The following is an 11973-nucleotide window of genomic DNA, read 5'->3' as shown; positions in this document are numbered from 1 at the left end:
GGCCATCGCCGTGGTTTATGTAGCGCCATTCAACAGGAGTGAAAAAATGCTGCGCGATCAACTCGCCACCGCGCTCAAGGACGCGATGAAATCCAAGAATGCCGAGCGTCTTTCGACCGTTCGCCTGATTCAGGCGGGGATCAAGGATCGCGATATCGCCAATCGCGGCGCCGGCAAGGAAGAGGCCAGCGACGACGAGATTCTGCAGATCCTCGCCAAGATGGTGAAGCAGCGCGACGAATCGGCCAAGATCTACGACGAGAACGCGCGCCCCGAACTCGCCACCAAGGAACGCGCTGAAATCGCCGTGATCCAGGACTTCATGCCGAAGCAGCTGTCGGACGCGGAAGTGCGCGCCAATATCTCGGCGATCATCGCCGAAACCGGCGCCGAAGGTCCGAAGGACATGGGCAAGGTGATGGCTGCTCTGAAGGAGCGCTATGCCGGCCAGATGGATTTCTCCAAGGCTTCGGGCGCCGTCAAGGAACTCTTGAAGTAATCAGACCGCTGGGCCGAGCACAGCCTCGGCCGCCGCATCGACGACCGCAAATTTTGCCGCCTGGTAATTGCGGTACTCGAGGATAAAGCCGCGCGACAGCCACAGATCGCCCTTGCGCGGCGGCTCGTCCCAGCCGACGCTTCCCATCTCGCCGGCCTGCGTCAGCAGCCGCTTCAGATGCGTATTCGAGATCATGAACTTGGTACGGAGCTCGCCGAGCGAGACCGGCCCGATCGAGACGCGCTCCAGCGCCGGGTCGAAAGGCGGCAGGCGCGACATCAGGTAGTCCATCACCAGACCGCCGGAGTTCGCCCAGTTGAAGAGATTGTAGGTGGCGCCGGGATCGCGCACCGGATTGGTCTCAAGGATCGCCAAAGCAATCAATGGTTGAATTTTTGCGATCAGGTTGGGCTCGGCAGTTACCTTTTCGGCGCGCTTGCCGCCGTCCAGGTTGTCGAGGATGAAAAGGTGGGTCACCAGCCATTTCAGGAAGTGCTGTTCGGCCGTTTCGGTCGGCTCGACAAGGCGCGTGCGGCGGTCCGCCTGGCCGGTGGAGGGACGCAGGAAGCGGTAGACGAGCATTTCCTGCAGAAAGGCTGCCGCCGTATTGCGGCTGGCGATCTTGTTGCTGACGATGAAATCGACGAAGCGCCCGGAATATAGGCCTTTTTTGTCTTCGCCGGGCAGACCGTAGTGCAAAGCAAAGCCGGCATGCGCCATCAGCCATCGCTGCTGCGCAGCAAAGATCGAGGCGATTCTCGGGCTTTCTTTATAGATTGCCAGCATCTCATTGGCGCAGATCAGTACTGCACCAAAGAAGCGGTCATCATTTGCAAGTGTTTCGGCGGAGACGGACATCAGTGAACTCTAGCGGGCAATGGATATTCCATTTGCGCTCAGGGTTCGCCGAGTCAATGTCCATTTTCATACAAATGTCCCAAAAATGGTTGGGGCAGTTAACCAGCAAGGTTAAATTGCAAAAATCTGGAACAGCTATGCCGGAAATTAAAGAAGGCAGGAGCTGGGGGCGCTCCTGCCTTCTTGCTCTTTGCGGCCGCCAGTGACGCTGGGCCTAAGCCCACACTGGCGGTTTATTTGCAAAGGCACCCTTGCGAGGCGGCGCCGGGGGTAGGGATGGTGCCTCGCTCGGGGATCGCTTTGATGAGAAGACGGTATTGCGATGCAGCGGAGTATTCAAATTACAAAAATATAATAATTGGGTTGTGACCCCCGGCAATGCCCGCTCAGGCTTTTCATTAGCACGCTTTTTATCAGCCATTTTTCTGCCGGTTGTGCATGTCAACCATTTGAAATCGTACAAATATAATCTTTTTCATATGCATTTTGGCGAACTTGAAAACAGGCGTGACACGCGCCCGAAGTGCACAATTGTCGCACCCTGTCGCAGGCAGGCGTCACGCTTTGTTGATGTTCATTTTTTTATCCAAAGCGGGGCCGTCAAGCCTGTGAATAGCTGGGTTTTCCGGCAAAGTGCGTGGCGACCTGCGGCAAACCTGCTTATATGATGGCTCACCACGAGGTTCTGATGCGCTTTTCCAATTCCTTTCTCGATGACATACGCGACCGCGTCCAGATTTCGGACGTGATCGGCCGGCGTGTCAGTTGGGACAAGCGCAAGACCAATGTGCCGCGCGGCGACTATTGGGCCTGCTGCCCGTTTCACGGCGAGAAATCGCCGAGCTTTCATTGCGAGGATCGCAAGGGCCGCTATCACTGCTTCGGCTGTGGCGTGACCGGTGACCATTTCCGGTTCCTGACCGAGCTCGAAGGCTTGAGCTTCCCCGAGGCCGTGCAGCAGATCGCCGATATGGCGGGCGTGCCGATGCCGGTCGCCGATCCGGCGATGGAGAAGCGCGAGAAAGAGCGGACCTCGCTTCTCGATGTCATGGAGCTCGCCACACAGTTCTTCCAGGATCAGCTGCAGACGGCGAATGGCGCACGCGCGCGGGCCTATCTGCGCGACCGCGGCCTGACAGGTCGGACGATCGAGACCTTTAGACTCGGCTTTGCGCCCGATAGCCGCAATGCGTTGAAGGAGTTTCTGTCGGGCAAGGGCGTCGGCAAGGAGCAGATCGAGGCCTGCGGTCTCGTGGTGCACGGGTCCGACATTCCCGTCAGCTACGACCGGTTCCGCGATCGAATCATGTTTCCGATCCTGTCGTCGCGGGAAAAGGTGATTGCCTTCGGCGGCCGCGCCATGTCGCCGGATGCGCCGGCGAAATATCTGAATTCGAACGAGACCGAGCTCTTCCACAAGGGGCAGGTGCTCTACAATTTCGCCCGCGCGCGCCGCTCGCTGCAGGGGGCGGACGGAGAGCCGACGGTGATTGCCGTCGAAGGCTATATGGATGTCATCGCCCTGCATCAGGCGGGCGTCGAGAATGCCGTGGCGCCGCTCGGAACGGCTCTGACCGAGAATCAGCTCGACCTTCTCTGGAAGATGACCTCGCAGCCGGTGCTCTGCTTCGATGGCGATGGCGCCGGTATCCGCGCTGCCAACCGCGCTGCCGATCTGGCGCTGCCGCATCTGAAGCCGGGGCGCACCGTGCGCTTTGCGTTGCTGCCCGATGGCAAGGACCCTGATGATCTCGTGCGCAACGAGGGCCGGGCGCCGTTCGACAAGGTGATGAGCCAGGCGAAGCCGCTCGCCGAAATGCTCTGGGGCCGCGAGGCCGGCGGCGGCAGTTTCGATACGCCGGAAGCGCGCGCCGAGCTCGAGGCGCGGCTGAAGCAGATGGTGTCGGTGATCGGCGACGAGAATGTCCGCCGCCATTACCAGCAGGATATTCGCGACCGTCTCAACAAGTTCTTCCAGCCGCAGTTCCAGAACCGCGGCAACGACCGGCGCAGCTTCGAACGGGGCGGCGGCGGTGGCAATTTCCGCGGCAAGGACGGGCAGGGGCGGCCTTCGCCGGGCGGTGCGCGCACGGTCAATCTGGTCTCCGAGCGGCTCGCCCGCTCCGGCTTGGTGCGCGGCCATCAGGAAATTCCGGCACTGCGCGAAAGCGTGCTGGCACTGACCGTCATCAACCATCCGGCGCTGATGCAGGACGAGTATGACGAGATCGCCGCCATCGAATATGACAATCGCGATCTGCAGCGGCTGTGGTCGGCGATGCTGGGTGCGGCGGCGATGGTCGCCAGCCCGCATCTGACGCGCGAGTATCTGTTCGAGGAGCTCGAGCGCCAGGACTTCACCGGCCTTCTGAAGGGGCTTGATCAGCAGGTGCGCAATGCGCGCCTGTGGACCGCGACCGAGCAGGCGGCGATGGAGGACGCACGCGAGGGCTACCGCCAGGCGCTGGCCTTCCACAAGCGCGCCAAGGCGCTGCGCTGGCAGAAGATCGAGCTCGAGCGCGAGATCGCCGAGGCGACCGAGGAGGGCAATGCCGAGATCATCGACCAGCTGATGCGCGCGCTGCAGGAAGTGCATTTCGAAGGGCTGCGGCTTGAAAACCAGGAAGCGATCATCGACGGCTTCGGCGTGCTCTCCGGCCGGGTCAAGGGTGCGGCGAGCCATTGATGGATAGAAGCGAGCCTTCATTTTCGGCGGGCAGCGCGCTGTTCGGCAATGGCCGGGCGCCGCTCGATATCCTCAAGCGGGTCTATGGCTATCCGGCCTTCCGCGGCAAGCAGCAGCAGGTCGTCGAGCATGTGACCTCGGGCGGCGATGCCGTCGTGCTGTTCCCGACCGGGGCGGGCAAATCACTCTGCTTCCAGATCCCGGCGCTCTGCCGCGAGGGTCTCGGCATCGTCGTTTCGCCGCTGATTGCGCTGATGCGCGATCAGGTGGAGGCGATGAAGCAGCTCGGCATCCGCGCCGCGGCGCTGAACTCGACGATCACCCGCGAGGAATATGTCGATATCCGCCGCGCGATCTCTTCGGGCAATCTCGATCTTCTCTATGTGACGCCCGAGCGCATCCTGATGGACGGTTTTCGCGAGATCATCGGCGAGGCCCGGATCGCGCTGTTTGCGATCGATGAAGCCCACTGTGTCTCCCAGTGGGGACATGACTTCCGGCCGGAATATCGCGAGCTCGGCAGGCTTTCGGAGCACTATCCGGGCGTGCCGCGCATCGCGCTGACGGCGACGGCCGATCCGCATACGCGCGAGGACATTATCGAGCGGCTGAGGCTCGGCAATGCTGAGGTCTTCACCACGAGCTTCGACCGGCCGAACATCGCCTATGAAATCGTTGAGCGCGACCAGCCGCGCCAGCAGCTGTTGCGGTTCCTCTCCGGCCACAAGGGCAATAGCGGCATCGTCTATTGCCTGTCGCGCGCCAAGGTCGAGGATACCGCCGAGTGGCTGAACACGCAGGGCATCCGGGCGCTCGCCTATCACGCCGGCATGGACCGGGCGATGCGCGACGCCAATCAGGATGCGTTCCTGAAGGAAGACGAACTCTGCCTCGTCGCCACCGTCGCCTTCGGCATGGGCATCGACAAGCCGAATGTGCGCTATGTCGCCCATCTCGATCTGCCGGGCTCGGTCGAGGCCTATTATCAGGAGACCGGCCGCGCCGGACGCGATGGCCTGCCGTCGGAAGTCTGGATGGCCTATGGCATGGCCGACGTCATCCAGCGGCGGCGGATGATCGACGAGGGCAATGCGGCCGACGAGATCAAGCGCATCGAGCGCGGCAAGCTGAACGCGCTGCTCGCCATCTGCGAAACCGCCTCCTGCCGCCGCCAGGCGATCCTGGCGCATTTCGGCGAGGCGCATGCGGGCGGCTGCGGCAGCTGTGACACCTGCACCAAGCCCGTCGAAACCTGGGATGGCACGGAGGCGGCGATCAAGGCGCTTGCCGCCGTCTACCGCACCGGCGAGCGCTTCGGCACCGGCCACGTCATCGACGTGCTGCTTGGCAACGTCAACGAGAAGACCGAGCGTTTCGGCCATACGACGATGCCGGTCTTCGGCGCCGGCAAGGATATCGCCGCGAAAACCTGGCAATCGATCTTCCGGCAGCTGCTGGCGATGGGACTGGTCCGTATCGACCATGACGCCTACGGCGCGATGAAGCTGGAGGCGGAGGCGCGCGCCGTCTTCAAACATGAGCGTCAGGTCCACTTCCGCAAGGACCGGGCGGTCGCCGGGCGCAGTAGCCGCAAGGCCGAGCGCACCAACCGGCATGCCGGTCTGTCGGGCGCCGATGGTCTGCTCTTCGAGGCGCTGAGGGCCGAACGCACCTCGATCGCCAAATCGCTCGGCGTGCCGCCCTACGTCGTCTTCCCCGACACGACACTCATCGCCTTCGCCACCGAACGGCCGCGCAGCCGCAAGGAGATGCTGGATATCTCCGGCGTCGGCCAGTCGAAGCTGGAGCGCTACGGCGAAGCGTTTCTGGATGTGATCCTCAGTCATGATGAGTGAGGGGTGCTGGAGTGACGCTCAGGCCAGATCGGTCTGAATGAAATCGTTTCCCTTATAAAGCAGGCGCGTCTTTAGGGTCTTGGCGCATGCATAGGCAAAGCAGTCCCCGAAGTTCAAATCGGCCGGATGTCCGATCACCTTTCCATAGGTCTGACTTGCGATCGACGCTGCGTTGCCGATCTCTGTAGAAATCGGAATCTGCTCGATATCGAGAGCATCACAGAAGGCATCGACGGCCTCTGCCGCAGTTTCCAGCAATAACGGCGTCGTCTTTACGCCTGGAGATGTCTTCTTCCGGGCAAGTGCCTGGGTGGCTTCGAAGCGAACCAGCGGTGATATGTAGCTCACCGGATCGGTTGATTGGCCTATGGCCTTTTCCAGTTCTTCATGGCCCTGTTCGCGGGCGAGGATCGCAACGATCGCCGAGGCATCGAGGAACATTAGTCTCCCCACATCTCGTCGCTGAATTTTTTCAGGTCAAAAGCAGGATCGTTGCTGCCCATCGCGTCGGCGAGCGATTTTGCATGCTCTAGCCTCGTGTGTACGGGTACTTTCCTGCGGGCGCGTACCAATTCATGCTGGAGTGCGGCCTTTACCGTATCGGTCTTGGTGGCGGCATTCGTCAACCGCTGGAGCTCGGTTGCCATTTCGTCGACCTCGGGATCTCTGATGTATAAAGCCATCGGGATATTCCTTTTAAATATACGGATATCACACTTTGTATATCCGCGACAATTGCTAAGGCGGTCGGCCCAAGCCGAAAATATTTCGTACCGGATCGGGGACATCTGCACTTGCTTTGTGCTAATTGCAGCGCCCATCGGAGGAAATTTTAGGGGTATTGGCGTTTACAATGACAAAAGCATTTCTCTCACATCTCACGACCGAGCTCGCCTCTCTGAAGGAAGCCGGGCTTTACAAGTCCGAGCGGGTCATCACCTCGAAGCAGGCCGGCGAGATCGCTGTCGCTTCGGGCGAGCGTGTTCTGAACTTCTGTGCCAACAACTATCTCGGCCTCGCCGACAACGAGGAGCTTGCCGAGGCCGGCAAGAAGGCGCTCGACCGGTATGGCTATGGCATGGCGTCGGTGCGCTTCATCTGCGGCACGCAGGAGGAGCACAAGCAGCTCGAGGCGCGCATCTCGTCCTTCCTCGGCATGGAAGACACGATCCTTTATTCCTCCTGCTTCGACGCCAATGGCGGTCTCTTCGAGACGCTGCTCGGCGAAGAGGATGCGATCATTTCCGACGCGCTGAACCATGCCTCGATCATCGACGGCGTGCGTCTCTCCAAGGCCAAGCGCTTCCGCTATGCCAACAATGACATGGCGGCACTCGAAGAAGAGCTGAAGAAGGCCGAAGGCAGCCGCTTCAAGATGATCGCCACCGATGGCGTGTTCTCGATGGACGGCATCATCGCCAATCTGCAGGGTGTCTGCGATCTCGCCGACAAGTATGGCGCGATGGTTATGGTCGATGACAGCCATGCCGTCGGCTTCGTCGGCAAGAACGGCCGCGGCTCGGCCGAATATTGCGGCGTCGAGGGACGGGTGGATATCATCACCGGTACGCTCGGCAAGGCGCTTGGCGGCGCTTCGGGCGGTTACACGTCCGGCAAGGCCGAAGTGATCGACTGGCTGCGGCAGCGTTCTCGCCCCTACCTGTTCTCGAACACGCTGGCGCCGGTCATTGCGGCGGCTTCGCTGAAGGTCTTCGACCTGATCGAGAACGGCGATGCGCTGCGCGAGAAGCTGACGGCCAATGCCACGCTGTTCCGCTCCGAAATGACCAAGCTTGGCTTCACGCTGGCCGGCGAGGGGCATGCGATCATTCCGGTGATGCTCGGCGATGCGAAGCTGGCGCAGGACATGGCGGCGCTGATGCTGAAGAAGGGCGTCTACGTCGTCGGCTTCTCCTTTCCGGTGGTGCCGAAGGACCAGGCCCGTATCCGTACGCAGATGTCTGCGGCGCATTCGACTGTTGATGTCGAGCGGGCGATTGCGGTGTTTGCCGAAGCGGGCAGGGAGCTTGGGGTTATCTGACGGCTTGCGGCCTCTTCCCTTCTCCCCTCGGGGAGAAGGTGGCCCGAAGGTTTCAGGTGCAACTCGTTGCACCGGGGATGAGGGGGCCTCTAGCTATATTGCAAATTAATTGATGCCGTGCCGCGCAGCCCCCTCATCCGCCCTTGCGGGCACCTTCTCCCCGAGGGGAGAAGGGAAGGTGGAGCCAGCGGAAGCCAAGAGGAAATAATCTGATGTCGAACATGATGAAGGCGCTGGTGAAGTCGAAGGCGGAGGTCGGGCTCTGGATGGAGACCGTGCCGGTTCCCGAGGTCGGCCCAAACGACGTGCTGATCCGCGTGAAGAAGTCGGCGATCTGCGGTACCGACGTGCATATCTGGAACTGGGACCAGTGGGCGCAGAAGACCATTCCGGTGCCGATGGTCGTCGGTCACGAGTTCTGCGGCGAGATCGCCGAGGTCGGCTCCGCGGTCACCAAATACCATGTCGGCGAGCGTGTCTCCGGTGAGGGACATATCGTCTGCGGCAAGTGCCGCAACTGCCGGGCGGGCAGGGGCCATCTCTGCCGCAACACGCTCGGCGTCGGCGTCAACCGGCCGGGCTCGTTCGGCGAGTTCGTCTGCATTCCGGAAGCCAATGTCGTGCCCATCCCGGATGATATTCCGGATGAGATCGCCGCGATCTTCGATCCGTTCGGCAATGCCGTTCACACGGCGCTCTCCTTCGACCTCGTCGGCGAAGACGTGCTGGTCACCGGTGCCGGTCCGATCGGCATCATGGGCGCGCTGGTCGCCAAGCGTTCGGGCGCCCGCAAGGTCGTCATCACCGATATCAACCCGAACCGCCTCGATCTCGCCCGCAAGCTCGGCATCGATTATGTCGTCGACGCCTCGAAGGAAAACCTGGCGGACGTGATGAAGTCGATCGGCATGACCGAGGGCTTCGATGTCGGTCTCGAAATGTCGGGTGCGGCACCTGCCTTCCGCGACATGATCGACAAGATGAACAATGGCGGCAAGATCGCCATCCTCGGCATTGCGCCGGCCGGTTTCGAGATCGACTGGAACAAGGTGATCTTCAAGATGCTGAACCTCAAGGGCATCTATGGCCGTGAGATGTTCGAGACCTGGTACAAGATGATCGCCTTCGTGCAGGGCGGGCTCGATCTGTCGCCGGTGATCACGCACCGCATCAAGATCGACGAATTCCGCGATGGCTTCGAGGCGATGCGCTCGGGCAATTCCGGCAAGGTGGTGATGGACTGGATGTAAACAGCGAGGCGACCGCGCCTGACAGAACGGCGATGGCGGCGATCAACCTGCACTGCGTTCCGCGCGATCGATCTCGGGTCGTTGAAGATCAACCCCTATGATGGCCTGCCGCGGTAACGATCTATACTGCGGCAGCCTGGACGAGATGCTCTTCAGGCCACTATAAAACCGCAGATGACTCGGATATGAGGGCGCATGAGCTTTGCGCTCTTGTCTTTCACCGGTGACATCCTATCTAAGGCTGGCAATCGCTTGAGCGGTTCCTCTGCCTGTGGATAAGGCATTTTCCGTGTTTTCGGCGGCTTTTTTTGTGGAAAAGCTTGACGAGATCAAAAATTGTGGGAATCACCGTTCGACTTGAAGCGGTGAACTTGGGTCAAGGCGGATCGCACTAACCATGGCCGGAAATTTCGAAGCATTGAAGCTCTGTCATCCGGCGCCGGCAATCGTGGTTAATCAGGCTTTAAAGGTCATCCCGTTAGGTGGGTGAAATTGATTCGAAGCGAGCGTTGATGCGCGCGTTTCGAAGCGGCTTCGCACCAGCGAGTTTGGATAGCGTCAGGAAGGCGACGACATAAATGGCAACGAAGGTCAAAGAGAACGAAGAAGCGGAAGTCGAACGCGACGGCGCAACCGACGGCCCTCTTCTCGATCTTTCCGATGACGCGGTCAAGAAGATGATCAAGGCCGCGAAGAAGCGCGGCTATGTGACGATGGACGAGCTCAATGCCGTTCTTCCGTCCGAAGAAGTGACGTCCGAACAGATCGAAGACACGATGGCGATGCTGTCCGACATGGGCATCAACGTGATCGAGGACGAAGAAGCTGAGGAAGCCCAGGGCGGCGCCGGCAGCGACGACGACGACAGCGGCAGCGACGACGACAACGAAGGCGGCGAACTCGCGCCTTCGAGCGGCACTGCGCTTGCGACCACGAAGAAGAAGGAACCGACGGATCGTACCGACGATCCGGTGCGCATGTATCTGCGCGAAATGGGTTCCGTCGAGCTTCTGTCGCGCGAAGGCGAAATCGCCATTGCAAAGCGCATCGAGGCTGGCCGCGAAACGATGATCGCCGGTCTCTGCGAGAGCCCGCTGACCTTCCAGGCCATCATCATCTGGCGCGACGAACTGAACGAAGGCACGACGCTGCTGCGCGAGATCATCGATCTCGAAACCACCTATTCCGGTCCGGAAGCCAAGGCTGCTCCGCAGTTCCAGAGCCCCGAGAAGATCGAAGCCGACCGCAAGGCGGCTGAAGAGAAGGAAAAGACCCGCCGCGCCCGTTCGGGTGACGACGACATCACCGATGTCGGCGGCGAAGGCATGCCGATCGAGGAAGAGGAAGAGGACGAAGACGAGTCCAACCTCTCGCTCGCCGCGATGGAAGCCGAGCTGCGCCCGCAGGTCATGGAAACTCTCGACCTGATCGCCGAGACCTACAAGAAGCTGCGCAAGCTGCAGGACCAGCAGGTCGAGCAGCGCCTTGCCGCGACCGGCACGCTGTCGTCCGCCCAGGAGCGCCGCTACAAGGAGCTGAAGGACGAGCTGATCAAGGCCGTCAAGTCGCTGTCGCTGAACCAGAACCGCATCGAGGCTCTGGTCGAGCAGCTTTACGACATCAACAAGCGCCTCGTGCAGAACGAAGGCCGCCTGCTGCGTCTGGCCGAATCCTACGGCGTCAAGCGCGACAGCTTCCTGGAACAGTACCAGGGCGCCGAGCTCGACCCGAACTGGATGAAGTCGATCGCCAATCTGGCCGCCCGCGGCTGGAAGGAATTCGCCAAGGGCGAAAACACGACGATCCGCGACATCCGCCAGGAGATCCAGAATCTCGCGACGGAAACCGGCATCTCGATCTCGGAATTTCGCCGCATCGTGCACATGGTGCAGAAGGGCGAGCGCGAAGCACGCATCGCCAAGAAGGAAATGGTCGAAGCGAACCTTCGCCTCGTCATCTCCATCGCCAAGAAGTACACGAACCGCGGTCTGCAGTTCCTCGACCTCATTCAGGAAGGCAATATCGGCCTGATGAAGGCGGTCGACAAGTTCGAGTATCGCCGCGGTTACAAGTTCTCGACCTATGCGACGTGGTGGATTCGTCAGGCGATCACCCGCTCGATCGCCGACCAGGCCCGCACGATCCGTATTCCGGTGCACATGATCGAAACGATCAACAAGATCGTCCGTACCTCGCGCCAGATGTTGCACGAGATCGGCCGCGAGCCGACGCCGGAAGAACTGGCCGAAAAGCTCGCCATGCCGCTCGAAAAGGTCCGCAAGGTCCTGAAGATCGCCAAGGAACCGATCTCGCTTGAAACGCCTGTCGGTGACGAAGAAGATTCGCATCTCGGCGATTTCATCGAGGACAAGAACGCGCTTCTGCCGATCGACGCTGCCATCCAGGCGAACCTGCGCGAAACGACGACCCGCGTTCTGGCATCGCTGACGCCGCGCGAAGAGCGCGTCCTGCGCATGCGCTTCGGCATCGGCATGAACACCGACCACACGCTCGAAGAAGTCGGCCAGCAGTTCTCGGTTACCCGCGAACGTATCCGCCAGATCGAAGCGAAGGCGCTGCGCAAGCTGAAGCATCCGAGCCGCTCGCGCAAGCTGCGCTCGTTCCTCGACAGCTAAGCGAGCGACACGACGACATCGAAAGCCCGGCCTCAGCGCCGGGCTTTTCTTTTGGCGGGATACAACCGGCACGCTTGCTGCCTCCGTCCCGCCATAATCGAATTGAGGATGGGCGCAGTTTCACGAGCAACGGGCCGCAGCATGATG

The 11973-nt window shown here is 60.9% G+C and carries 9 protein-coding genes; 6 read left to right on the top strand and 3 right to left on the bottom strand.

Annotated features, from left to right (window positions below; translation table 11 throughout):
- The first annotated feature begins 46 nt into the window (after positions 1-46).
- Positions 47-499 carry a GatB/YqeY domain-containing protein gene (locus ABIE40_RS12760; RefSeq protein WP_112715671.1) on the top strand — a complete coding sequence of 151 codons (453 nt, stop codon included), beginning with the start codon at positions 47-49 and terminating at the stop codon, positions 497-499.
- Here the strand turns inward: ABIE40_RS12760 and ABIE40_RS12755 are convergent, their stop codons facing one another.
- Entirely contained in the window at positions 500-1357 is an 858-nt protein-coding gene (locus ABIE40_RS12755; protein ID WP_199626958.1) for a hypothetical protein, read from the bottom strand.
- Between the two features lie 688 nt (positions 1358-2045).
- Between ABIE40_RS12755 and dnaG the strand changes: the two genes are divergently transcribed.
- Both dnaG and recQ read left to right on the top strand, forming a co-directional pair.
- Positions 2046-4043 carry a DNA primase gene (dnaG, locus tag ABIE40_RS12750; RefSeq protein ID WP_199626956.1) on the top strand — a complete coding sequence of 666 codons (1998 nt, stop codon included), beginning with the start codon at positions 2046-2048 and terminating at the stop codon, positions 4041-4043.
- Positions 4043-5899, top strand: coding sequence for a DNA helicase RecQ (recQ, locus tag ABIE40_RS12745; protein WP_199626954.1), 1857 nt, complete (start codon positions 4043-4045; stop codon positions 5897-5899). The genes dnaG and recQ overlap by 1 nt, the downstream gene beginning before the upstream one ends.
- A gap of 18 nt (positions 5900-5917) precedes the next feature.
- Here recQ and ABIE40_RS12740 read toward each other — a convergent pair whose 3' ends face one another.
- Both ABIE40_RS12740 and ABIE40_RS12735 read right to left on the bottom strand, forming a co-directional pair.
- Positions 5918-6340 carry a type II toxin-antitoxin system VapC family toxin gene (locus tag ABIE40_RS12740; protein ID WP_199626952.1) on the bottom strand — a complete coding sequence of 141 codons (423 nt, stop codon included), beginning with the start codon at positions 6338-6340 and terminating at the stop codon, positions 5918-5920.
- Positions 6340-6582 (bottom strand): type II toxin-antitoxin system VapB family antitoxin, encoded by a 243-nt coding sequence (locus tag ABIE40_RS12735; protein ID WP_199626950.1) that lies wholly within the window; start codon positions 6580-6582, stop codon positions 6340-6342. The genes ABIE40_RS12740 and ABIE40_RS12735 overlap by 1 nt, the downstream gene beginning before the upstream one ends.
- A gap of 170 nt (positions 6583-6752) precedes the next feature.
- Here ABIE40_RS12735 and ABIE40_RS12730 point away from each other — a divergent pair, with 170 nt between their 5' ends.
- From ABIE40_RS12730 to rpoD, 3 genes are all read left to right on the top strand, one after another.
- A complete protein-coding gene (locus ABIE40_RS12730) occupies positions 6753-7940 on the top strand; it encodes a glycine C-acetyltransferase (protein WP_199626948.1) in 1188 nt (395 codons plus the stop codon).
- Between the two features lie 212 nt (positions 7941-8152).
- Entirely contained in the window at positions 8153-9190 is a 1038-nt protein-coding gene (gene tdh / locus ABIE40_RS12725; RefSeq protein ID WP_112715663.1) for an L-threonine 3-dehydrogenase, read from the top strand.
- A 578-nt stretch (positions 9191-9768) separates the two neighbouring features.
- Entirely contained in the window at positions 9769-11826 is a 2058-nt protein-coding gene (gene rpoD, locus ABIE40_RS12720; protein WP_112715661.1) for an RNA polymerase sigma factor RpoD, read from the top strand.
- The last annotated feature ends 147 nt before the right edge of the window (positions 11827-11973 follow it).

The organism is Rhizobium sp. OAE497 (genome assembly GCF_040546565.1).
Taxonomy (GTDB): Bacteria; Pseudomonadota; Alphaproteobacteria; order Rhizobiales; family Rhizobiaceae; genus Rhizobium.
This window is presented reverse-complemented; position numbering and strand designations above follow the sequence as displayed.

Bases quoted from the DNA above. Each gene is read 5' to 3' on its own strand.
- recQ (WP_199626954.1), top strand. From the start codon at position 4,043: ATGGATAGAAGCGAGCCTTCATTTTCGGCGGGCAGCGCGCTGTTCGGC.
- ABIE40_RS12735 (WP_199626950.1), bottom strand. From the start codon at position 6,582: ATGGCTTTATACATCAGAGATCCCGAGGTCGACGAAATGGCAACCGAG.
- ABIE40_RS12730 (WP_199626948.1), top strand. From the start codon at position 6,753: ATGACAAAAGCATTTCTCTCACATCTCACGACCGAGCTCGCCTCTCTG.
- ABIE40_RS12760 (WP_112715671.1), top strand. From the start codon at position 47: ATGCTGCGCGATCAACTCGCCACCGCGCTCAAGGACGCGATGAAATCC.
- ABIE40_RS12740 (WP_199626952.1), bottom strand. From the start codon at position 6,340: ATGTTCCTCGATGCCTCGGCGATCGTTGCGATCCTCGCCCGCGAACAG.
- tdh (WP_112715663.1), top strand. From the start codon at position 8,153: ATGTCGAACATGATGAAGGCGCTGGTGAAGTCGAAGGCGGAGGTCGGG.
- rpoD (WP_112715661.1), top strand. From the start codon at position 9,769: ATGGCAACGAAGGTCAAAGAGAACGAAGAAGCGGAAGTCGAACGCGAC.
- dnaG (WP_199626956.1), top strand. From the start codon at position 2,046: ATGCGCTTTTCCAATTCCTTTCTCGATGACATACGCGACCGCGTCCAG.
- ABIE40_RS12755 (WP_199626958.1), bottom strand. From the start codon at position 1,357: ATGTCCGTCTCCGCCGAAACACTTGCAAATGATGACCGCTTCTTTGGT.